This is a genomic window from Acinetobacter sp. YH01011 (assembly GCF_013420785.1).
GTDB lineage: Bacteria > Pseudomonadota > Gammaproteobacteria > Pseudomonadales > Moraxellaceae > Acinetobacter > Acinetobacter towneri.
Genome location: NZ_VOYG01000001.1, coordinates 147,190 through 170,936 on the forward strand (window position 1 = coordinate 147,190; position 23,747 = coordinate 170,936).

General features: G+C 41.5%; 23 protein-coding genes. 13 read left to right on the forward strand and 10 right to left on the reverse strand.

Translation table 11 applies throughout. The features are described from left to right. Positions 1-188 precede the first annotated feature (188 nt). Positions 189-551 (forward strand): helix-turn-helix domain-containing protein, encoded by a 363-nt coding sequence (locus FTT78_RS00760; protein ID WP_004971692.1) that lies wholly within the window; start codon positions 189-191, stop codon positions 549-551. A gap of 64 nt (positions 552-615) precedes the next feature. Here FTT78_RS00760 and FTT78_RS00765 read toward each other — a convergent pair whose 3' ends face one another. After that, complete coding sequence (locus FTT78_RS00765; protein WP_167845911.1) at positions 616-1,812, reverse strand: MFS transporter; 1,197 nt, start codon at positions 1,810-1,812, stop codon at positions 616-618. Positions 1,813-2,027: 215 nt separating this feature from the next. Here FTT78_RS00765 and cgtA point away from each other — a divergent pair, with 215 nt between their 5' ends. Both cgtA and proB read left to right on the forward strand, forming a co-directional pair. After that, complete coding sequence (cgtA, locus tag FTT78_RS00770) at positions 2,028-3,242, forward strand: Obg family GTPase CgtA (RefSeq protein ID WP_004971687.1); 1,215 nt, start codon at positions 2,028-2,030, stop codon at positions 3,240-3,242. A gap of 27 nt (positions 3,243-3,269) precedes the next feature. Further along, complete coding sequence (gene proB, locus FTT78_RS00775; RefSeq protein ID WP_004971685.1) at positions 3,270-4,403, forward strand: glutamate 5-kinase; 1,134 nt, start codon at positions 3,270-3,272, stop codon at positions 4,401-4,403. 101 nt (positions 4,404-4,504) lie between these two features. Here proB and FTT78_RS00780 read toward each other — a convergent pair whose 3' ends face one another. Beyond that, complete coding sequence (locus tag FTT78_RS00780) at positions 4,505-5,209, reverse strand: SIMPL domain-containing protein (protein WP_096901090.1); 705 nt, start codon at positions 5,207-5,209, stop codon at positions 4,505-4,507. A 494-nt stretch (positions 5,210-5,703) separates the two neighbouring features. Between FTT78_RS00780 and FTT78_RS00785 the strand changes: the two genes are divergently transcribed. The 9 genes from FTT78_RS00785 (at position 5,704) to FTT78_RS00825 (ending at position 16,496) form a co-directional block, all read left to right on the forward strand. Further along, complete coding sequence (locus FTT78_RS00785) at positions 5,704-7,077, forward strand: diaminobutyrate--2-oxoglutarate transaminase (RefSeq protein ID WP_004971681.1); 1,374 nt, start codon at positions 5,704-5,706, stop codon at positions 7,075-7,077. A 4-nt stretch (positions 7,078-7,081) separates the two neighbouring features. Next, a complete protein-coding gene (locus tag FTT78_RS00790) occupies positions 7,082-8,614 on the forward strand; it encodes an aspartate aminotransferase family protein (RefSeq protein WP_179989311.1) in 1,533 nt (510 codons plus the stop codon). Positions 8,615-9,088: 474 nt separating this feature from the next. Then, positions 9,089-10,111, forward strand: a complete 1,023-nt coding sequence (locus tag FTT78_RS00795; RefSeq protein WP_180043316.1) for a substrate-binding domain-containing protein — start codon at positions 9,089-9,091, stop codon at positions 10,109-10,111. A gap of 100 nt (positions 10,112-10,211) precedes the next feature. After that, positions 10,212-11,591 carry a phosphate ABC transporter permease subunit PstC gene (pstC, locus tag FTT78_RS00800; protein ID WP_004971674.1) on the forward strand — a complete coding sequence of 460 codons (1,380 nt, stop codon included), beginning with the start codon at positions 10,212-10,214 and terminating at the stop codon, positions 11,589-11,591. Beyond that, on the forward strand, positions 11,591-12,979 hold the full coding sequence (pstA, locus tag FTT78_RS00805; RefSeq protein WP_180043314.1) for a phosphate ABC transporter permease PstA: 1,389 nt from the start codon (positions 11,591-11,593) through the stop codon (positions 12,977-12,979). The genes pstC and pstA overlap by 1 nt, the downstream gene beginning before the upstream one ends. A 15-nt stretch (positions 12,980-12,994) precedes the next feature. Beyond that, entirely contained in the window at positions 12,995-13,921 is a 927-nt protein-coding gene (gene pstB, locus FTT78_RS00810) for a phosphate ABC transporter ATP-binding protein PstB (RefSeq protein ID WP_004971671.1), read from the forward strand. A gap of 95 nt (positions 13,922-14,016) precedes the next feature. Further along, positions 14,017-14,661, forward strand: coding sequence for a hypothetical protein (locus FTT78_RS00815; RefSeq protein WP_180043312.1), 645 nt, complete (start codon positions 14,017-14,019; stop codon positions 14,659-14,661). 73 nt (positions 14,662-14,734) lie between these two features. Continuing rightward, positions 14,735-15,697, forward strand: a complete 963-nt coding sequence (gene sohB / locus FTT78_RS00820) for a protease SohB (RefSeq protein WP_004971667.1) — start codon at positions 14,735-14,737, stop codon at positions 15,695-15,697. 172 nt (positions 15,698-15,869) lie between these two features. Then, the gene (locus FTT78_RS00825; protein WP_004971665.1) at positions 15,870-16,496 is read left to right on the forward strand and encodes a cytochrome b/b6 domain-containing protein; all 627 of its coding nucleotides are present in this window, start codon (positions 15,870-15,872) and stop codon (positions 16,494-16,496) included. Between the two features lie 30 nt (positions 16,497-16,526). On the opposite strand, the gene FTT78_RS00830 is transcribed toward FTT78_RS00825, so the two are convergent. From FTT78_RS00830 to FTT78_RS00850, 5 genes are all read right to left on the reverse strand, one after another. Beyond that, the gene (locus FTT78_RS00830) at positions 16,527-17,147 is read right to left on the reverse strand and encodes a DUF2238 domain-containing protein (protein ID WP_004971662.1); all 621 of its coding nucleotides are present in this window, start codon (positions 17,145-17,147) and stop codon (positions 16,527-16,529) included. A gap of 91 nt (positions 17,148-17,238) precedes the next feature. Then, entirely contained in the window at positions 17,239-18,627 is a 1,389-nt protein-coding gene (gene purB, locus FTT78_RS00835) for an adenylosuccinate lyase (protein WP_019837658.1), read from the reverse strand. A gap of 55 nt (positions 18,628-18,682) precedes the next feature. Then, a complete protein-coding gene (hflD, locus tag FTT78_RS00840) occupies positions 18,683-19,414 on the reverse strand; it encodes a high frequency lysogenization protein HflD (RefSeq protein ID WP_004971659.1) in 732 nt (243 codons plus the stop codon). Between the two features lie 12 nt (positions 19,415-19,426). After that, positions 19,427-20,560, reverse strand: coding sequence for a tRNA 2-thiouridine(34) synthase MnmA (gene mnmA / locus FTT78_RS00845; protein WP_004971657.1), 1,134 nt, complete (start codon positions 20,558-20,560; stop codon positions 19,427-19,429). 4 nt (positions 20,561-20,564) lie between these two features. Continuing rightward, positions 20,565-21,050 (reverse strand): NUDIX hydrolase, encoded by a 486-nt coding sequence (locus FTT78_RS00850; RefSeq protein ID WP_096901080.1) that lies wholly within the window; start codon positions 21,048-21,050, stop codon positions 20,565-20,567. Between the two features lie 133 nt (positions 21,051-21,183). Between FTT78_RS00850 and FTT78_RS00855 the strand changes: the two genes are divergently transcribed. Further along, entirely contained in the window at positions 21,184-21,390 is a 207-nt protein-coding gene (locus tag FTT78_RS00855; protein ID WP_104851773.1) for a DNA-binding protein, read from the forward strand. A 42-nt stretch (positions 21,391-21,432) separates the two neighbouring features. Here the strand turns inward: FTT78_RS00855 and FTT78_RS00860 are convergent, their stop codons facing one another. From FTT78_RS00860 to FTT78_RS00870, 3 genes are all read right to left on the reverse strand, one after another. After that, on the reverse strand, positions 21,433-21,963 hold the full coding sequence (locus tag FTT78_RS00860) for a gamma carbonic anhydrase family protein (protein ID WP_004971648.1): 531 nt from the start codon (positions 21,961-21,963) through the stop codon (positions 21,433-21,435). Between the two features lie 106 nt (positions 21,964-22,069). Further along, a complete protein-coding gene (dacC, locus tag FTT78_RS00865) occupies positions 22,070-23,218 on the reverse strand; it encodes a D-alanyl-D-alanine carboxypeptidase PBP5/6 (protein WP_004971646.1) in 1,149 nt (382 codons plus the stop codon). A gap of 117 nt (positions 23,219-23,335) precedes the next feature. Beyond that, complete coding sequence (locus FTT78_RS00870) at positions 23,336-23,728, reverse strand: MCR_0457 family protein (protein ID WP_004971644.1); 393 nt, start codon at positions 23,726-23,728, stop codon at positions 23,336-23,338. Positions 23,729-23,747 lie beyond the last annotated feature (19 nt).

A 23,747-nucleotide genomic window follows, 5' to 3' on the forward strand; every position in this document is an offset into this window, starting at 1 on the left:
GAGCTTCAAATGAAGCTCTTTTTTTTGCATTTATTTCATTCTTAAATATAAGGATGAGTGTTGAAATTTCCACCTAATACGCTATCCTAAACTTACCAAAATAAAGTCTATGCTAAAAAGTAAGTAAATTTGATTTTGCTTTCAAGCTTTCAAAGCCTGAACAATAGAAATAACAGAAGGATACCGTTATGCAATATGCAACCAGTCACTTACTCGGGCAAGTCCTTGCTAAAGATTGTCCATCACGGATTCGTTTAGAACATTTAGCCAATAAATGGTCAATGTTGGTGTTGCATTGTTTAAGCGAAGGTTTGCACCGCTTTAGTGAGCTAAGACAGCGCATTGAAGGGGTGAGTGAAAAAATGCTGGCGCAAACCCTGAAAACTCTTGAGCAAGATGGGTTAATTTTACGTACAGTTTACCCAACGGTGCCGCCTAAAGTGGAATATCAACTCACTTTTGAAGGCTCACAAATTGCAGCAAGAGTGAATCAACTGATTGAGTATTTAGAACAGCATTTGCCTGAAACTTCACAGCAATCTTCTCACTAATGGATTACTCATCTTTTAGGGAAGTCGCTGTAGATGTTCCTACTCCAAAGCACATTCTGGATGATTAAATAGTGCGTCGATGTGAAAAATCATAACGATCAATCAGCAAAATCCCGATGGCAAATACCAAAATACTGACAACACAACCCATCCAGCCCCGGTGTTGCCATGCGTAGACCGCCGTCAGTGAACCAAGTGCTGCACCTGAAAAATAAATAGTCATATATACCGCATTAATGCGGGAACGTGCGGTGGCATCAATTCGGTACACCAAGTTTTGATTCAATACGTGAAAAGCAGTTAGACCAAAATAACTCATCAATACGCCAACGGCATAAGCCACAATATTCTGCTGTGCAAAAAAGAGTGGAATGCAAGAAAACAACATCAAGCCAATACATAATATTGCGACAAAATTCTCACGACCTTTGCCGACCGTTTTACCCGACCAACTTGACGAGAAAATTCCAATCACACCCAATAAACCAAAAAGCCCAATTTGAAAATCACTAAAATAATAAGGCGGATTGGCTAAAACAAAAGTCATGGAAGTAAAAACCAAGGACAAAATGGCAAAGCCCAAAGCGCCCGCGCACGCTCTACGAATTAAATGTGGTTGGGTTATAGCCAACTGAATTAAAGAACGATAAATGCCTGCCACAGTCAAATTTTTATTGGCAGCTGTAGAGGGAAGTTTTGTCCACATTAAGCCTGCAAAAAGTAGGGTGATGATGCCGCTGCTGAAATAGACAGCTTCCCAAGACCAATAGGTCGATACAAAACCCGCGAAAGTGCGCGATAAAATAATCCCCATTACCAAGCCACTCATCAATTTGCCGACAATGGCAGCACTCGATTCAGGTGGACTGATGCTAGATGCAAATGGAATAAGCACTTGTGCAGAAATCGCACCAAAAGTGGCACATACGGTAAAGAAATACAGCATGGCTAAATTGCTGCTAAAAGACAGCAAAATTTGCGAAAACGCAGCAAAAACCATCAGACTGACAATCAATTTACGCTTATTTAGCAAGTCACCTAAAGGCACGAGTAACATTAAACCTAGTCCATAGCCTATTTGTGCCAAAACCACAGCAAAGCCTGCCTGACTGGTGCTAATTCCTAAACTTTTTTCAATTGAATAAATTAAAGGCTGATTAAAATATGCCGATCCCGCACACAAGCCACAGGCGGTTGCTATGAGTAAAATAAATTTAGGCGATAAAGCAGGCGTGGTTGTGGTGGCAACAGCATTAGACATGGCGGCAGAAAGCAAACAAGGGTTAAAGCACTATAAGAACTTAGATGAGGAAGGAGAAATAAGAAAAAACGATCATATCATTGCTAAAAGAAATGAGTGTTTTGAACAATCAAGGATAAAAAGCATCTACGCATACGATTGCATAAATATAATTCGAGAAATTCTCTAAAATATGGCAGAATATACGGCTTTTAAAGTTTTAGAGGATTGGCAAGATGCGCTTTGTTGATGAAGCAGTCATTACCGTAGAGGCTGGCGACGGTGGCAATGGCGTAGCCAGTTTTCGCCGAGAGAAATTTGTACCATTTGGTGGGCCAGATGGCGGTGATGGTGGTCGTGGCGGCAGTATTTTTATTCAAGCCGACGACAACGCAAGCACCCTTGTAGATTATCGTTATACCCGTAAATTTCGCGCTGAACGTGGTAAAAACGGGTCGGGCGCAAACTGTGCAGGTCGTGGCGGTGAATCTGTCGTTTTGACCGTTCCAGTGGGCACAACCATTGTAGATACAGACTCTGGTGATATTATTGCAGATTTAGTCGAAAGCGGTCAGAAAGTATTGGTCGCTCAAGGCGGTGATGGTGGTTTAGGGAATACTCACTTTAAATCATCTACCAACCGAACACCGCGTAAATTCACGCATGGTACCAAAGGTGAATTCCGTGAAATCCGTTTGGAGTTGAAAGTCCTTGCCGATGTAGGCTTGCTAGGCATGCCAAACGCGGGTAAATCGACCTTTATTCGTGCCGTGTCTGCGGCAAAACCAAAAGTTGCTGACTATCCATTTACCACCATGGTGCCAAATTTAGGCGTGGTGGATGCAGATCGTCATCGTTCTTTTGTCATGGCAGATATTCCAGGACTAATTGAAGGTGCAGCAGAAGGCGCAGGTTTGGGGATTCGCTTCCTGAAACACTTGGCGCGTACTCGTATTTTACTGCACATTGTGGATGTTCAACCTATTGATGGTTCTGATCCTGCGTACAATGCCAAAGCAATTCTGCAAGAGTTGGAAAAATTCTCTCCAACTTTGGCAAAGTTACCAATCGTGTTGGTGTTGAATAAACTTGATCAACTTCCTGAAGATTCACGTGAAGAATGGTGTAAACACATTCTTGAAGAATTGCAGTGGGATGGTCCTGTGTTCAAAACTTCAGGCTTAATGTCTGAAGGTACACAGCAAGTGGTGTATTACTTGATGGATCAAATTGAGCAACAACGTGAACGCGAAGTTGAAGATCCTGAGTACGCAGCAGAAATGAAAGCATTCCGTGATCAGCTGGAAGCTGAAACACGTGAACAAACCATTGCCGCGAAAGAAGCGTATCGTGAGATGCGCCGTCAGCAACGTCTTGCAGGTATGCTGGGCGATGATGACGAAGACGATGATGGTGAAGATGGCGAAGTAGAAGTGTACTACGTACGCTAAGCGCTACAAAAAGTGACTGAGGACAAGATGATAGAAGTGGTAGATGGGCAACGTCAGCTCAAGGGTTGTAAACGAATCGTTGTTAAAATCGGATCATCTTTACTCACAGCCAATGGGCAAGGTTTAGATTTGGATGCAATCTCGCATTGGGCGGGACAAATTGCAGATCTACACAATGCTGGACACGAAATTATTTTAGTGTCATCGGGAGCTGTGGCTGAAGGTATGGTGCGAATGAAACTTGAGCATCGACCCACCGATCTACCCAGTCTTCAGGCATGCGCTGCCATTGGTCAAATGGGCTTGATTCAAACTTGGTCAAGTGTGCTGGAAAAACACCAGATTCAAACTGCACAAGTCCTATTAACCCATGATGATTTGGCAGATCGTCGTCGTTATTTAAACTCGTGCGATGCATTGCAAAACCTGATTGAATGGCGCGTGATACCAGTCATTAATGAAAATGACACAGTGTCTACTGACGAAATTCGCTTTGGTGATAACGACACTTTGGCTGCGATGGTGGCAGGGCAGGTACATGCAGATTTGTTGATTATTTTGACCGATCAGCAAGGCATGTTTGACTCCGACCCACGTTCTAATCCAAACGCAAAACTGTTCCATACTGTACGTGCTTTGGATGAAAGTCTGTTTGATATGGCGGGTGGTGGCGGCAAGTTTGGGCGCGGTGGCATGCTGACCAAAGTCCGTGCAGCGCGTTTGGCGGCTAAATCGGGTTGTCCAACTTTAATTGCCAGTGGTGAAAGTGACAATGTGCTTGCGCGTTTAATGGCGGGCGAAATGTTGGGTACACTGTTCATTACTGACAATGACCGTATTGCAGCGCATCAACAGTGGTTGGCGGCACATTTACAAACGGCAGGACGTTTGGTGATTGATGATGGCGCAGTCAAAGCCATTAAAGAAAATCATCGCAGTTTATTGCCTGTGGGTGTAAAAGCGGTAGAAGGGCATTTTGAACGTGGCGATGTGGTGGAGTGTGTAGATACACAAGGTCATCGTGTCGCTGTGGGACGTGTTAATTTTAGTTCACGTTCTGCAGATTTGGTCAAAGGCTTGGCTTCTGACAAAGTGCATCAGGTGTTAGGCGAGGCACGTTCGTTGGAGATGATCCATCGCAATCACATAGCGATTTATTGATGATGCTGTAAGTTATCATTCAATTGAAGTTATTAAAAAACCCGCTTGGAATATCTAAGCGGGTTTTTTATTACTTAAACAACGCATGTCATGCTTCAAGTTTATTTAAACTGAATCGTTCCATTTGCATTGACTGTAATTTTAGATTCACCTGCTGCCATATCTTGATCAGCTACAGCCGTTTCTGCGACAGCAAATTTAGCCATACTCGCGCGCATAACAGGTTGCGGAAAATAAGAATTGGTGTTTAGGTTCAAATTAACCAAGTTATAGCCCGATTTATTCCAAGCCTGACTGAGCATTTGCGCACGTTGTTGAAAGTTTTTAGATGCTTCGACCATCAACTCATTTTCAACTTTTTTACGTTGTGCATCCGACACGCTAAAATTAATAGATTGGGTCTGAAAGTTTTGTTGTAGCTCGCTCACCAATTGGCTTGCTGCTTTAAAATCGGTACTTTGTACCCGTACCTCTGCACGACCGCGCCATTCTTTTAACTTACGACTGTCATTGTCGTAAATTGGATAGGTGGTTTGTGAGCCCGTTTCAACTTTCACTTGTGGATACTTACGTGCAGTTGCAATGGCTTGGCTCATTAACTGGTTAATTTGTGATGCAAGTTCAGCAGGCTGTTTGTGACTTTTTTCAATATATAACACAGCGTGCATTTGATCATTTGAAACTTCGCGTGTAGCTTCGGCTTGAACATTGACGATATTGTAATTTAAAGATTCATTTTGTTGGGCAAAAGCAGTGCTTGCAGCACCAACAGCCAACAGGGTAGCAGCGAGAGAAAGTAAGCGCATATTTTGACCTATTATTCAGGGGATCAGGATTTATGAAAAGCGTTTGAATTGATTTAAATAGTAACTTTGCTTTGTGAGGATTTTTAGTTGAATTTGTGGTGGCTTTGTAAAATATGCGTTAAAAATTGCAGCAAAAAAGCATTTATAAAATTCAATAAAAATAATGATCTATACTATTTTGAAAATAAATGCTGCATGACTTGAGAGATTGTGCAAAAAAACGTATAAAGGAAGTGGAAAGAGTTAAATTTTCTTTCCTTTGTCACAATGTAAGATGATAATTCAATCGAATCATCTGCAAGATATGTTTTTTCGATGAAATTAGGCAATATTTGGGTTAAACCTGTTTATTTTCTAGAAAAATTAGGTATTATCCCGCTTCCTAGTCTTGAAGAACAAAACTCTATCTCGCTAGATCAAAAAAGCACCGAGTCAAAGGACCGCAAGTCACCAGACTTATTTCTTTCAACCCATATCAGAGATGGTAATTCGATATGAGCGTTACTTCTGTAAACCCTGCCAACCATTCCACAAACGAATACTACTTGACTCGCCAAAGTCAGATGGAATCGAATGTGCGTAGTTATCCTCGTAAATTACCGTTAGCGATAGCGAAAGCACTGGGTTGTTGGGTTACCGATGTTGAAGGTACTGAGTACCTAGATTGTTTGGCTGGGGCAGGAACCTTGGCATTGGGCCATAACCATCCTGCGGTGGTTCAAAGCATCCAAGACACTTTAGCGAGTGGTTTGCCATTACATACCCTAGATTTAACGACACCTTTGAAAGATGCTTTTACTGAAGCGTTACTTTCACACATGCCTGGTGGTCAAGAAGAATACTGCTTGCAGTTCTGTGGTCCTACAGGTGCAGATGGCACAGAAGCGGCAATCAAACTTGCAAAAACCTATACAGGTCGTAGCTCAGTCATCAGCTTCTCAGGTGGCTATCATGGTATGACTCATGGTTCATTGGCGATGACAGGTAACTTGTCTGCAAAAAACGCAGTCAATGGTTTAATGCCTGGTGTTCAATTTATGCCATATCCGCATGAATACCGCTGCCCACTTGGTATTGGCGGTGAAGCGGGTGTAGATGCTTTAACGTATTATTTTGAAAACTTCATTGAAGATGTAGAAAGCGGTGTAACTAAGCCTGCAGCTGTGATTCTTGAAGCAATTCAAGGTGAAGGCGGTGTAGTAACTGCACCAATTAAATGGTTGAAAAAAATCCGCGAAGTGACTGAAAAGCACAACATCGTTTTAATTTTAGACGAAGTTCAAGCGGGCTTTGCACGTTCAGGCAAAATGTTTGCATTTGAACATGCAGGTATTGAGCCAGACGTGATTGTAATGTCTAAAGCTGTTGGTGGTGGTTTGCCATTGGCTGTACTTGCAATTAAACGTAAGTTTGACGCATGGCAGCCTGCAGGTCACACGGGTACTTTCCGTGGTAACCAATTGGCAATGGGTACTGGTCTTGTGGTGCTTAAAACCATTAAAGAACAAAACCTTGCACAAAATGCGCAAGAGCGTGGTGAGTTCTTACAAGCTGAATTGAAAAAATTAGCTGTTGAATTCCCATGTATTGGTAACGTGCGTGGTCGCGGTTTAATGATTGGTATCGAAATTGTAGATGAACGCCAAGAAAAAGACCGTTTAGGTGCTTATCCAGCAGACTCTCAATTGGCTGCTGCTGTTCAAGCTGCATGTTTTGACAACAAATTGTTGCTTGAGAAAGGTGGTCGTGGTGGTACGGTAATCCGTTTACTTTGTCCACTCATCATTACTCAAGAAGAGTGTGTAGAAGTCATCGCTCGCTTCAAGAAAGCAGTTGCTGAAGCGTTAGTCGCAGTTCGAGGCGCATAAGTTTATGGTAGATTTTGCAGAACATCGTAAAGCGTTACTCTGCAATGATGCTCAATCCATTGCTGACTACAGTGCAGCAATGGAACAAGCGACTCAAGCAGTCGCGGCATGGTTGCAAAATGACAAAATGTACACAGGCGGCAGCATTAAAGAATTGCGTGAAGCGATTTCTTTCCAGCCTGCAAAACAAGGTTTGGGTGTACAAAAGTCATTGGAACGCATGGTTGAGCTTTTCTTAAACAAAAGTTTAAAAGTTCATCATCCACATTCTTTGGCACATTTGCATTGTCCAACTATGGTGGCAAGCCAAATTGCAGAAGTTCTCATTAACGCAACCAACCAATCTATGGACTCTTGGGATCAAAGCCCTGCAGGTTCATTGATGGAAGTACAACTAATTGACTGGTTACGTCAAAAAGTTGGCTATGGTGCAGGTCAAGCGGGCGTGTTCACTTCAGGTGGTACGCAGTCTAACTTGATGGGTGTGTTATTGGCGCGTGATGCGTGTATTGCAAAGAACTGGAAAGATGAAAACGGTAATCCGTGGTCTGTTCAGCGCGATGGTATTCCAAGCGATGCAATGCGTAATGTGAAAGTCATTTGTTCTGAAAATGCACACTTCTCTGTGCAAAAGAACATGGCGATGATGGGTATGGGCTTCCAATCGGTTGTTACTGTACCTGTTAATGAAAATGCACAAATGGACGTGGTTGCACTTGAGCAAACCATGGCGCATTTAAAAGCTGAAGGTAAGATTGTTGCATGTGTGGTTGCAACTGCGGGTACAACCGATGCGGGCGCGATTGATCCGCTTAAAAAGATTCGTGACATCACCAATCAATATGGCGCGTGGATGCACATTGACGCAGCTTGGGGTGGTGCATTAATTCTTTCTAACAGTCATCGTGACATGCTTGATGGTATTGAGTTGTCTGATTCTGTGACACTGGATTTCCATAAGCATTATTTCCAAACTATTTCGTGCGGTGCGTTCTTACTGAAAGATGAAGCGAACTATCGTTTCATGCACTATGAAGCAGAATATTTGAACTCTGCTTATGATGAAGAACATGGCGTACCAAACTTGGTGTCTAAGTCATTGCAAACAACGCGTCGTTTTGATGCGTTGAAACTTTGGATGACGATTGAAGCATTAGGTGAAGAGCTTTACGGTTCTATGATTGATCATGGTGTGAAGCTAACCCGTGACGTTGCTGATTATATTAAAGCGACTGCAGGTTTAGAATTGTTGGTTGAACCACAATTTGCTTCAGTGTTGTTCCGTGTTGTGCCTGAAGGTTATCCTGCAGAGTTCTTGGATAGCTTGAACCAAAACGTGGCAGATGAATTATTTGCACGTGGTGAGGCCAATATTGGTGTAACTAAAGTCGGTAATGTTCAATCATTGAAGATGACGACTTTAAGTCCAGTGGCAACACTTGAAAACGTGAAAAACTTGTTAGGCCTAGTATTGGCAGAAGCAGATCGCATTAAAGATGCGATTGTCGCGGGTACTTATACGCCACCAATCGACTAATGCTTTCATTATTCAGATTGTTATGAAATACAACAAAAGAAGTCACTACGGTGGCTTTTTTTGTGTCTGATTAAAAATATTGCAGTGAAGTGTTGTACCGTTCTTGCTTGAATTTTGTGATGGATTGGGTGTTTTGGGCTCAAATAATGCACTGCGGATGTCATAAAAATTACGCAATTGGCGAATAAACCATCAATTTTGGTAGAAAAAACCATAAATAATGATGACATTGGCATGAATTATTACAATTTGAAATTTAAATACTGAAAAAAATAAGCACTCTAGTGTTTTATTAGTTATTGATTTTAAATCATTTAAAAATTATTTCAGATACGAAAAGCAAATATAACCAAAGCGTAACAAAGCTGTAACATGGTTGTCATATTATAAAACCACAATGCAGTTATCGAAATAAGTACAAAACTTAATAACAAGTGACGTACTCCGAACTTGCATACTATGAGAGAGAACAGAATGCGCTTTACTAACATCGCCATTGCTTTAGCCGTATCTGCAGCAGCTGTAACAACTGCTAACGCAGCTCGTGACACCATCCAAATCGCGGGTTCTTCAACCGTTCTACCATACGCAAGTATTGTAGCAGAAGAATTTGGTAATACTTTCCCACAATTCAAAACTCCAGTTGTTGGTTCAGGCGGTTCTTCAGGTGGTTTGAAGCAGTTCTGTACAGGTGTGGGTGATAACACAATCGACATCGCGAACTCATCTCGTAAAATTAAAGATTCAGAATTAGTTGCTTGTAAAAAAGCAGGCGTAAACCAAGTTTTAGAAATTAAAATTGGTTACGACGGTATCGTATTTGCTTCTAACGCAAACAAAGCGGCTTACAAATTAAAGCCTTACCATGTATATGCAGCAATTGCAGCTCAATTACCATCTAAAGGTAAAATGGTTGCTAACCCATATACACGTTGGAACCAAATTGACAAAACACTTCCAAACGAGCCTATTACACTTGTAATTCCAGCGTCTAACCACGGTACACGTGAAGTGTTCCAAGAGAAAATGGTTGATGCAGGCTGTGAAGCTTATGCTGCAATCAAAGCATTAGACAAAGATGCGCAAAAGAAAGTGTGTACTACTTTCCGTAAGGATGGTCGTGTAATCGAAATCGCGGGTGACTACACAGAAACACTGGCACGTTTGAAAACTTCTCCAAGCGCAGTAGGTGTATTCGGCTTAGGTTTCTATGACCAAAACCGTGACCGTTTACGTGTTGCAACTGTAAACAACGTAGCGCCATCTGAAAACACAATTTTAAATGGTTCTTACCCTGTATCACGTCCATTGTTCTTCTACGTGAAAGGTGAGCACCTTAAATCAATCAAAGGTTTACCGCAATTTACTGAATACTTCTTGAGCAAGAAAGTATCTGGTAAAGGTTCTAAATTAGACAAAGCAGGTTTGATCTCTATGTCTGACAAAGAGCGTGCACAAGTTCTTGCTAACTTCAAAGCTGGTAAAGCGGTTAAGTAATTTGAGTTAAAGCAGCTGATGGCAGGGAACAACCTGCCATCGGCTTTTTGCTAAGAAATGTTTTTTCAAAAACACAAATTGAAAAAACAGTGGAGAATACATGAATCTGCTACTCATAGGTGTGTTATTGGCGATTATCGCCGTAGCCTATCAAATCGGGTTAAGCAAGAGCCGTAACCTAGCAGGTAAGGGAAATAACTCTGCAATGTTACATTCACGCCCAGGATATTATGGCGCGTTGGTAGCATTATGGTGTGGTATTCCTGCTTTTTTAATTTTGATTGTTTGGAACTTGGTTGAACCAAGTATTCTAGAGCAAGTGGTAATTAATAATGTGCCAGCGCACATTGCTGCAAGCCTAGACCCTGCAAGTACAAGTGTTTTGGTTGATCGCGTACAAGCCATTGCATCTGGTTTTGGTGTAAGTGATACACCTGCTGCATACGAAGTTGCAGCGGCAGAGCAATTAGCGAAAATTGAAACCATTGGTTCTTATGCCAAACTTGCGGTGGTGATCTGTGCGGCCTTATTTGGTTTGCTGTGGGCAAAGAAACGTGTTTCACAACAATTCCGCGCACGTAACCAAGTTGAAAAAATCATCAACATTTCTTTGGCATTATGTTCTGGTGTTGCGATTCTAACTACGGTTGGTATTGTGATGTCCATGTTCAGTGAAGCGATGCGATTCTTTAGTTTCGTTAGCCCACTGGATTTCTTCTTTGGTACAGTCTGGAACCCTGGTTTTAGCACCTCGGGTAGTGCAGATGGCAGTTATGGTTTACTTCCATTACTGTGGGGTACATTGATGGTGAGTGGTATTGCTTTATTAGTTGCAGTACCTATTGGTTTAATGATCGCCATTTACCTTGCAGAATATGCATCGCCTAAATTCCGTGCATGGGCAAAGCCGACCATTGAAGTTTTAGCAGGTATTCCGACCATTGTGTACGGTGTATTTGCCATGATGATCATCGGCCCGTTCCTTAAAACTGCGGGTGCAATCATTGGACTAGATATTAATGCCACGAGTGCATTAACTGCTGGTTTAGTGATGGGCATCATGATTATTCCTTTTGTATCTTCATTGTCTGATGACATTATTACGCAAGTGCCGCGTGCGCTACGTGATGGTTCTTTAGGCTTAGGTGCAACCAAATCTGAAACCATTCGTCGCGTGGTGATGCCAGCTGCATTACCAGGGGTGATTGGTGCATTCTTACTTGCTGCGTCACGTGCAATTGGCGAAACCATGATTGTGGTGTTGGCTGCAGGTAATAGTCCTTTACTACACGCAAACCCATTAGAAGCGGTATCTACGGTTACGATTACGATTGTGAACCAATTAACAGGTGATACAGATTTCGCAAGTCCGCAGGCATTGGTTGCTTTCGCACTTGGTTTGACCCTGTTCGTGATTACCTTAGGTTTGAACATTGTTGCACTATACATCGTGCGTAAATATCGTGAGCAATACGACTAATGAGTACTTCAAATACATCGTCTTTGGATCAGTTAGATCCACAAGCTGCTGCCGAATTACGTGAACAACGTAAAAAAACCATCGCCAGTTCATTGGGTAAGCGTCATCGTAAGGAAAAAACCTTCCGCTTGATGGGTTTCTCGGCAGTTATTGCAGGTTTATTCTTTGTCGTATTGTTATTCGGCAGTATCTTATCTAAAGGTTTGCCTGCGTTCTGGCAAAGCAGCATGAGCCTTCCAATTTACTTCGATCCAGCGATTGTCAATGCAGGTCCAAAACCTAAGGCGATTGCAGGTGAGTCACCAGCACAATACGAAGACCGTATGATTGCGTGGCAAACCGAAATGGGTATGGTCGATTGGGATGCTTTAATCGTGAATGGTATTGTGGCGAAAGACAAAGCGCTTGAAGCTAAGCGTGATGATCTTGGTTACTTATATACCAGTTCTGAAGCATACCGTATTCGTGACATGGTCTTGGCTGATCCTTCTTTAATTGGTCAAACCAAAGAAGTGAAAGTGCTTGCAGATGCGAACGTTGATGTATGGTTAGAAGGCAAGATTGACCGCAGCTTACCAGATGAGCAGCAACAATTAAGCCCTGAAGTACGTCAATTGGCAGATCAGCTCGAATCACAAGGTATTATTAAAAGTACTTTCAATACCAATATTTTTGTTAGCCCAGACTCACGTAGTTCTCCAGCGACTTCTGGTTTGGCAGGTGCATTCATGGGTTCATTATTCATGATGCTGATTGTGATCTTTATTTCGATTCCAATTGGTGTTGCATCAGCAATTTACTTAGAAGAATTTGCGCCAAAAAATGCGATTACTGATATTATTGAAGTGAACATCAATAACTTGGCCGCTGTACCTTCTATTGTATTTGGTTTGTTGGGTGCCGCGATCTTTATTGGTTGGATGCATTTACCATTGTCTGCACCATTGGTCGGTGGTTTGGTACTGAGTTTAATGACTTTACCAACCGTGATTATTACCACGCGTGCATCATTAAAAGCAGTGCCACCGTCTATTCGTCAAGCTGCTTTAGGTTTGGGTGCTTCTCGTTTACAAACTGTGTTCCACCACGTACTCCCACTTGCATTGCCGGGTATTTTAACGGGTGCAATTATTGGTGTCGCACAAGCTTTAGGTGAAACCGCACCATTGTTATTAATTGGTATGAGTGCTTTCGTTGCCAGTGTACCAGCAACTCCACTTGATCAATCTACTGCGTTACCTGTGCAAATTTTCTTATGGCAGGGTAATGAATTGCGTAACTTCTTCGAGGGACGTACCGCTGCAGCCATTATCGTACTACTTGCGCTAATGATTGGCTTAAACAGCCTTGCAATTTGGTTACGTAAGAAGTTTGAAGTACGCTGGTAATTGAGGGCAGAGAATATGAATGCTGTAGCAAGCACAGAAAAACAGAATTCCTTAGAACAGGATAAGCAAGTGAATCCACAACAAAGCCAATTTACATCTACCGATGTAGAACAGAAGCAATCATCGACTTCGTTTGTTTCACAATTTGATACGCAAACTTCAAGCAAAAAAGAAGCGAAATCTTCAAATGTAAAGTTAAGCACCAATGACGTGCATGTGTATTATGGTGAATCTGAAGCGATTAAAGGTATTGATTTAAATATCTATGAAAATGAAGTGATTGCCTTCATTGGTCCATCAGGTTGTGGTAAATCTACGTTCTTGCGTACTTTAAACCGTATGAACGACACGATTGATAGCTGTCGTGTAACGGGTAAAGTAATGTTGGATAACCAAGACATTTATGACCCGAACCTTGACGTGGTGTTATTACGTGCGCAAGTGGGCATGGTGTTCCAGAAACCAAACCCATTCCCAAAATCAATTTTTGAAAACGTAGCCTATGGCCCTAAACTGCATGGTTTAGCACGTGATAAGTACGATTTAGAAGAAATTGTAGAAAACAGCTTGCGTAAAGCAGGTTTGTGGGATGAAGTGAAAGATCGTTTGAATCAACCAGGCACAGGTCTTTCTGGTGGTCAGCAACAACGTCTTTGTATTGCGCGTACCATTGCGGTAAGTCCAGAAGTAATTTTGATGGATGAACCATGTTCGGCACTTGACCCAATTGCAACGGCAAAAGTAGAAGAGCTAATTTCTGAACTTTCTACTCAATATACGATTGCGATTGTAACGCACTCAATGCAACAGGCAGCGCGTGTATCTGACCGTACCGCATACTTCCATTTAGGTGATTTGATTGAAGTGAATGCAACTGAAAAAGTATTTACTCAGCCAGACCATCAATTAACAGAAGCATATATTACAGGTCGTTTTGGTTAATCTGCTTAAGTCCTGAAAGCTATTAAAACAGAATCTTAGGATTCTGTTTTTTTGTTATAGTATTGATTGTTTTGTACGCGCAGCGAAAATAAAAAATGCAGTTTCCTTCACAAGAAGAACGACAACAGGCAAAATCAGCACGCCAAGCCACGAAAAAAATAATCGATGCCTTGTTTGGATTTCAACATAGTGCAGAGACGATAGCAGCACTTTTGGTTTTGCTGAGTATTTTATTGGCAACGTTTTTTAACCATGATGGGTGGTTTCCAACTTCTCAAAGCCCCAATATGAGCAATTATCATCGTTGGTTGTATGATCAATTTGTGATAGTTTCAGGTGTGATAGTGCTTGTTGTTTATTTTAGGGTACAGCAGCAAGCAAGTGATCCCCATTTTCGGCAGGCTTGGCGAGACTATATTGATGCCAATGCTAAATTTAAGTTTTATCGCTATGTAAAAGCACAACAAAAAAATAAGTTACCGTTCTTGCACAGTGCAGTAGGTGAATTTCTTTGCGTAATGTGTTTCTGCGTAGGTTTAGTGTGTTTCTATTCAATGCTTACACCTTCAGATCATGAGCGTAGAGGTAGTTTTCTACTGTTTGGTTGGTGGCCGATCAACGCACTTATTATTGGGATTTGCTATCAGGGGCAAATTTGGTTTGCTGTACGTTTAATGGCTGTTCGGCAGATTTCTAAACGATATTTACGATTGATTCAAAAAGAAGCTGCTTTAAGATAGAAAAAGTATTGAAAAAGTCGAAATTGACCTAATGTAGTCCTAATAAACCGAATTAAATTGAGAACTCATTTTTATGTTATTTCATTTACCTAAACTACCTGCCGAAATTCGGATTAGTCATTTGAATGCGCGAATTAATGAACAACGAAAAAAAATTGCGCAAACCACGGCATCTAAACTCGAGCTATTACAACTTTCACAACAAATGGCACGTGAAGCGCGCGCCCGTAAAAAGAACAATCAAAAAATTTATGTGTTGGATTTTAAAGGTGATACTGCTGCGTCTGCTGTAGAGCAATTGCGTGAAGAAATCACCCTAATTTTGGCAACGGCCAAAGCTGGACGTGACCGTGTTGTGGTACGTTTGGAAAGTCCAGGCGGTATGGTGCATGGTTATGGGCTTGCAGCTGCACAATTGGTACGTTTGCGTGATGCAGGTTTCCATCTCACGATTTGCGTCGATAAAGTCGCAGCAAGTGGTGGCTATATGATGGCATGTATTGGTTCAGAAATTGTGTCAGCGCCATTTGCGATTTTGGGTTCTATTGGCGTAGTGGCACAAGTGCCTAACTTTAATCGCTTGCTCAAAGAAAAAAATATAGATTTTGAGATGTACACAGCAGGTCAATACAAACGCACTGTGACCATGTTTGGTGAAAATACCGAAGAAGGCAAGGCTAAGTTTGAAGAAGAATTGCAACAAACTCATGTACTATTTAAACACTTTGTCGAAAAATACCGTCCACAACTGAATGTTGAAAAAGTGGCAACAGGTGAGCATTGGTATGGTCAGGATGCACTGGATTTAAACTTGGTAGATAAGTTACAAACCTCAGATGAATACTTACTAAGTTTGTTGCCACAGCATGATATTTATGTGATTCAAACCCGTAAAAAGCCAACTTTGGGTGAAAAACTGGGTTTGCAAGCTGCACAAATGGCAGACAGTTTGATTCCTGCAGTGATGAATAAACTGGTTGATAGCCTAAGCAAAGCCAACAGCAGTTTGTTGCAAATCCGTGATCCTAAACTGTAATAGTGATGATCTAACTTCTAAAATTTATCTAAAAATTGCGCTCAATTGAGCGCAATTTTTTTATTCACTTTTATTCAAAAATATAGAGTCTTTGATTTAAGCATCTTAATTTTCAATTCAGCTTGATGTTATATCTTTGTGATAAGAACAAAACCACCTTGATAGATTGAATATGCAAACAAATAGTGTGCCCGCGAAGCAATCAACATCTACAGATTTAATGATTCGCTTTTTGCATGTGGTGATGCTGCTAAGTTTTACAGGGGCTTACTTAACAGGTGATGCGGAAGAATGGCATCAGTTACATATGGCTTTTGGCTATACGTTGGGGATTAGTTTAGCTTTACGAATCGTATGGCAGGTGTTGAGTATGTTGAACAGCACACAGCCGACAGGAATTTCTAAACGTTTAGGCATGATTCAACAATTTGTAAAACGCGATTGGAAACAGCCACAGCAGTTTTTTTCATTACCGTTTTTAAAGTCAGGCAGTTCCAGTGCGTTTCAATTCAGTATTTTGTTGATTTGGTTGGCATTGCCTTTAACTGTGTTGGTTGGATTTTTCACCGATTATACCCAAAGTCATACTTTAAAAGAGCTACATGAATTTGCAGCAAATTTATTCTTAGCTGCGGTATTGGTGCATTTAGCGAGCTTAACTTTAAGCAGCGTATTGTTTAAAAAATGGCTTGCCAAAACCATGTTTTGGGGGTCGGGTAAACCTGCAGTATTAACGGTGTTGATCTGGATGATTTCAGTCGCAAGTTTAGCTGGCTTCTGGTGGTGGTATTGGCAATAAATTTGGATTTAGTACGAAAGAGGCATCCTGTTAGGGTTTCTTGATCAAGTAGAAGCATCCCATCAGCATTGCTCCTATCGTTGCTAAAAGCATATCCATGTGTGCATCCCAAATATCACCTTGCTGACCATTATAATTTTCAGCATCTTCTGGCGATAAGCCAAGCGCAATGAGCCATTCCACCCATTCATAAATTAAACTGCTTGCCATGATAAATTGAATGACCAAAAGATATAAAACGATAGGTTTGTTTTTTGGAAACCAGACTTCAAACAAGCGCAATAAAACAGGATAGAGCAAAATACCATAAGCCAAATGCACAAAACGGTCATACATATTGCGTGACCAACCCATGCTCTGATCTAAATTGAAGCCAAAGCTGTGCAAAATCCAATCATTATAGGGCACATAAGAATACAGATAATGTGCTCCGACAATATGAATCAGTAAAAATATTAAATACAGCACAAAGCTAGAAAAACTCAGTCCTACTTTTTTAAACGCAATCAATAAAGCCGCGAGCATAAAAACTGTGCCTGCCTGATGCAGTAGATACGATTCAAATTCCAGTGGTTGAATACTGGCAGCAAGCATGGCGAGTATAACCAAGCCTAAAGCACAGTAATGTTGAATGCGGAATTGATTTTGCATGTGATGTTTAAGTTGGAAGATTTGTTTTATTCTAATAAAAATGCGAAGCCGAAGCTTCGCATTTTTGTATTGTGATGAATGCTTTTACAAATTAGATTTTAGCAATTAAATCTTGAATTTGTTTTGCTTGTTCAGCTGCATTACCTGTGTAAGTTGCAGGCGTCATTGTCGCTAAACGTGCGCGATCTGCTGCAGGAACGCCTTCCAACTCATTACCATTCACGAAATCTACCATCATGTCACGTGTCATAGCTTGACCACGTGTAAGAGCTTTTAATTTTTCGTATGGTTTTTCGATGTTGTAACGACGCATCACAGTTTGAATTGGCTCAGCCAATACTTCTTGAGCATTGTCTAAATCTTCAAGAATACGTTGTGCGTTCAATTCAAGTTTGCCAATACCTTTAGAGCAAGCTTCAAATGCGATCAAGCTTTGTGCAAAACCAACACCCATATTACGCAATACAGTCGAGTCAGTTAAGTCACGTTGCCAGCGAGAGATTGGTAATTTTTCGCCTAAGTGAGCCAAGACTGCATTGGCGATACCCAAGTTACCTTCAGAGTTTTCAAAGTCAATTGGGTTTACTTTGTGCGGCATGGTTGAAGAACCAACTTCACCTTCTTTCAGTTTTTGCTTGAAGAAACCAAGTGAGATGTAGCCCCAAACGTCACGGTTGAAGTCGATTAGAATGGTGTTGAAACGACGTAGCGCATCAAACAATTCTGCCATATAGTCGTGTGGCTCAATTTGAGTCGTGTATGGGTTAAAGCTTAAACCTAAAGACTCTACAAATGCTTGAGAATGTGCAGGCCAGTTGATTTCTGGGTATGCAGAAAGGTGAGCGTTGTAGTTACCTACTGCACCATTGATTTTGCCCAAAAGCTCAACTTGCTTGAACTGTTTGATTTGACGTGCAAGACGATATGCCACGTTTGCCATTTCTTTACCCAAAGTTGTTGGGCTTGCAGTTTGACCGTGAGTACGTGACAACATTGGTTGATCTGCGTGTTTTTCTGCCAATGCAACAATCGAATCAATGATTTGCTGCATCGCTGCAACCAATACTTCACGACCATTTTTAAGCATTAAAGCATGTGACAAGTTGTTGATGTCTTCTGAAGTACAAGCAAAGTGAATGAACTCACCTGCATTTTTTAACTCATCAATGTTGGCAATTTTTTCTTTTAAGAAATATTCAACTGCTTTTACGTCATGGTTGGTGGTGCGTTCAATTTCTTTAATGCGGTTGGCATCATCTTCAGAGAAATCTGCAACAATTGCATCTAATGCAGCATTCGTTGCAGCACTGAAAGCAGGTACTTCGGTAATTTCAGGACGATTGGCAAGCGCTTGTAACCAACGCACTTCAACAGTCACACGAGCATGGATTAAACCAAACTCAGAGAGGAAAGGGCGGAGTGCATCACATTTGCTTGCATAGCGCCCATCTAATGGAGAAAGTGCGGTTAAAGCGTTCATATCGATTCCTTAAACTTTGGAATTAAACCTAAAACAAAAGCGTGTTCAGCATGGTTTAAACCACCTGATACTGTAAACGCGCCAGATCTTGAATATCACGTAATAATTTACGTTTGCTAAATACCATGCCCCATGAACTGCCACCAAGTTGACGCCAAAGGTGTGCCATTTGTAAGCCTGTAAAAAGCGAAGCTCGAATTCGGTTGGTATGTGCAGAATCCTTAAATGCTTCTGCATTGCCACGTACCATAATGCGCGGGTTAATTTGTCCCGCAGTATCGACATAAGTTTGGGCTAAATTGGCAATAATACTGGGATGCAAATAGTTATGATCAAAAAATGAAAGTTGTTTTAAGATTTTTTGCTGTGACTGCTCAATAATTTCGACGTATTTAGGATTGCTATACACTTTCTTTTCTAATTGTAAGAGTGCCATCGCATACGACATGGGTAGTTTGGTATTGGATAGTTTAGGTAAACGCGATTTAGGAGCAGTATTAAAAGGTTGGTTGATGCTGCTTTCTAGCGTTTTTAAACCCAAAGAAATATCGGCCAAATGATTAAAAAAATCCAAAGTTTGCGAACTGTGGTTGCTACTTGGACGGATATTTAAACTGGCTTTAATCAATTGCTCAAAATAAAAGTTACCGCTTTCACCAATACTTTGTCTGCCTGTGAGTGCAGTCATGTGCGTGAGCTGGGTGGCTTGAAACACACCCGCTAACGCCAAGGCACGATTTTGGCGAACATTCAGAGTTGGTGACTGTTGAAACGGTAACTCTGTCATCCAAAACAATCCTTAAATAAAATCGGGTTTAGGTGCATTGGTATGGTGAATCACACCACCACCTAAACACACTTCGCCTGAATAGAATACGACACTTTGACCAGGAGTGACTGCACGTTGTGGCTCATCAAATTCCACACGTACACCGCCAGGCATGCTGTCATCATTGAAAATTACACAGTCCTGATCATCTTGGCGATAGCGAGTGCGACAAGTACAACGGAAGCCTGACGCTGGAATTTCTTGTTCACCTGCCACCCAATCAATTGCTTCGCTCCATAAAATAGTGCTTTGCATGAGTGGATGTTCATGACCTTGACCAATCACTAAACGATTGTTTTCAATATCTTTATGCAGGACAAACCATGCACCTTCAGCAACACCTTTTAAGCCGCCAATACCAATCCCGCCACGCTGACCGAGCGTATAGTACATTAAGCCGTGATGTTCACCAACCTCTTTGCCATCGTCTAAAACAATTTTTCCAGCTTGAGCAGGCAAATATTGTTTTAAGAAATCATTAAAGCGACGTTCACCAATAAAGCAAATCCCTGTCGAGTCTTTTTTCTTGGCAGTGACTAAATCTAGTTCTTCGGCAATTTTTCGGACTTGCGGCTTTTCAATTTCGCCCACAGGGAACAAGGTTTTATTGATTTCACGACCATGCACTGCATGTAAGAAATAGGTTTGATCTTTATTTTTATCTAAACCACGTAACAGTGGAGCGTATGCTTCACCTTTGGAGTTGTACTGCGTTCCACCACGACGAGCGTAGTGACCTGTGGCGATAAAATCTGCGCCTAAATTCATGGCGTGATCTAAAAAGGCACGGAACTTAATTTCTTTATTGCATAAAATATCTGGGTTTGGCGTGCGTCCTGCGGCATATTCGGCAAGAAAATGCTCAAAAACCCGATCCCAATATTCCATCGCAAAGTTGGCTGTATGCAACTTAATGCCTAGCTTGTCGCACACCGCTTGCGCATCGGCAAGATCTTCCATCGCGGTGCAATATTCAGTGCCGTCATCTTCTTCCCAGTTTTTCATGAAAAGCCCTTCAACCTGATAACCTTGTTGAAGTAGAAGTGCAGCAGAAACAGATGAATCTACACCACCTGACATACCGACGATGACACGTTGTTGCATAGGATTAGGCATCCAAACTAGAAATAAGGGGAGAATTTTGGTGCTCGTAAATGAGCGATAAAGGATAAGATTGACCACTGAGCGCATCTTGAACCGCTTTCAGTACCAACGGACTTCGGGCACGTGCCGATTCAGCCAGTTCGTCTGCAGACATCCATACTGTACCAATAATATCGGGATCGAGCTGGGCTTGCGCATCATGTTGCAGCGATTCGGCTAGAAAGCAGAAGCGATAATAGGTGCGGTCAGGAAACATAGGCGGAGTATAGCTATAAATACCGAGTAAGGCATTAATTTTCACCCGATGCCCAGTTTCTTCCATGGTTTCACGTATTGCTGCTTCAATTAAGCTTTCGCCAGCTTCAACATGCCCTGCAGGCTGATTAAACACGCTATGCGTCACACCTTCTGTATGTTCTTCAACAAACAGGAATTTTCCGTTTTTTTCGATAACGGTGGCGACAGTAACGTGAGCAGTCCAAGCGGTCATTGAAAAGCACCATGGGGTAAAACGCATATTCTACAAAATTTAGGGGGATGTGGCTATGTTGAAAGGGGATTTCTTTAAAACTATAAATGTAGGTTTGTGTAGTTGTGGGAAGATGTGAGGGGTACTTTGTTCTTTGATTCATTTGGTGATGCTGGATGTGATCTCATTTGCGCTAGGTGTTGTTGCCAAAGTCAAAGCTATTGCACAAATAGAAAAAGAGGCAGATATTGACCGTAAAGCTTTGTATAAAACTCTAAGTCAAGATTCAGCCTCTCGATTTGATAAGATTAATCATGTCATTCATACACTGAGTTTAAAATTAACGGTGCAGAACGTGTAATCCCTCAAATTACAACAATCAAAAAGAACTTTGAGGGGTGGATTATTGATAATTCCCCGCCACTTTTACATAGTGCCGTGCAGAATAAGGCAAAAACTCTTTTTCCTTGTCGGTTAAAGGACGAACTTTTTGCACAGGGCTACCCACGTACAAATAGCCACTTTCCAAACGCTTACGCGGTGGCACTAAAGACCCTGCGCCAATCATTACATCATCTTCAATAATGACATCATCCAAAACAATTGTGTTGATGCCCAATAACACCCGATTGCCAATGGTGCAGCCGTGTAAGGTCACACCATGTCCAACTGTGACATCTTCGCCAATAATCAGCGGTGAACCTTCAGGTTTGTCGGCTTTTTTATGGCTAACATGCAGCATGGCATGATCTTGCACATTGGAATTTTGACCAATCCGAATATGGTTAACATCACCACGAATCACGGCAAATGGCCAAACCGATACATTTGCGGCCAAATGCACATCACCAATCACCACCGACAATTCATCTACATAACAGCTTGCGTCAATTTTTGGGGTTTGCTCTAAATAAGCACGCACATTTTTTTTCATGATGGACAAATCTTTAGCTTATAAATTTAGGATTGAGGACAGTATAAAATAAAAAAGCACACATGCGGGCATGTGTGCTTTGCGCTTTAGTCTAAGCTTATGAATCTTAGAATAAGTTGCTAAAGAATTGTTTGATATGGTCTAGCATACGTGCAAAGAAACCCGCTTCTTCCACTTCCTGCAACGCCACCAATGGTTTTTCAGCAATCACTTTACCATCTAAGGTTGCGACATATTTACCAATCACTTGACCTTTTTTCAAAGGAGCAGTCAATTTAGGTTGAACCACCAATTGAGTTTTAATTTGGTTGGCTTTGCCTTTTGGCATGGTCACGTTAAAGTTTTCTGGCAAACCAATTTGTGCTTCTTTGCTTTTACCGTACCATACTTTTGCTTTAGCTAAGACTTGGTTGGCAGGCTGTACACGTACAGTTTCGTAGTTTGCATAACCCCAAGCTAACAATTCACGAGTTTGAGTTGCACGAGCTTGCATGGTTGGCGCACCAAAAATCACCGAAATTAAACGCATTGGGCCACGTTTAGATGAAGTGGTTAAGCAGTAACCCGCTTCGTTGGTATGACCTGTTTTTAAACCATCCACGCTTGGGTCGGTATATAACAGGGCATTACGGTTGCCTTGTTTAATTCCATTAAAAGAAAACTCTTTTTCAGAATAAATTGGGTAGTATTTTGAGCTGTCATGGATGATGTGCTGCGCTAAAGTCGCCATATCTTTTGCGGTAGAAAAGTGACCTTCAGCAGGCATACCCGTAGAGTTCATAAACTGGGTATTGCTCATGCCAATACGTTTGGCTTCTTCATTCATCATGTGAACGAATGTGCCTTCATTACCTGCAATGTGCTCTGCCATGGCTTTAGATGCATCGTTGCCCGATTGCACGATAATTCCGCGTAGCATTTCAAGTACGGTTGCTGTGCCATTTAAAGGAACATACATACATGATTCTGTGCTGCTGCCACGACACCATGCAGACTCATTCATGCGGACTTGTTCATCTTCCGTGAGTTCGCCTTTTAATAACTTTTGTTCAATGATGAAACTAGTCATCATTTTGGTCATTGAGGCAGGGGCGAGTTTTTCGTTTTCATTTTTTGAAGCTAAAATTTGTCCCGTCTCATAATCCATCAAAACGTATGATTTGTTATTGAGTTCTGGTGGTGTAGCTAAGACAGTTGCTGCATAAGAAAAGCTTGGTAATAGTAATAATGCAGCAAGGGCGCTTTTTGGGGTCATTCTAAGAGGTTCCAATACTTGAGGTATGCACAAAAGAGCTAGCATTTTAGGGCAAAGCTCAGCCGACTTCTATGGGAGAAATCGGCTTATTGATAAAAGTATTGTAACCAAATTGTATTATCTGCTATATGCTGTCAATTCTTGGCAAATTGCTTGGTTTTTGGCTGTTCCAGCAGCTTTGGCATCGGCACGGGCTTCTTTTAAAATTGGCTGGAAGCTTTTTTGTTTGCTGAGTTTACTTAAGGCAGTAACAGCGTCTTTTTCTTTAGGCATATATTCTTGGGCAAGTTTTGTATAACCCTGATGAAATTGATCTTGTTCTTTGACTAGTGAAGGGCAAACTTCAGATAACACATAAATAGCGGCTAATTCTTGCTGAGTCACTTGTTGTAATGGCGTCACTTCAATATTTTCTTCTTGCGCAATTGCGGCTTGACTTAAACCCAAACTGAGCGCAACTGCGCCAAAAAAATGAACTGCACGTGAATTTTTTAAGCCAGAAAATTGCATATCAAGTACCTTAAATATT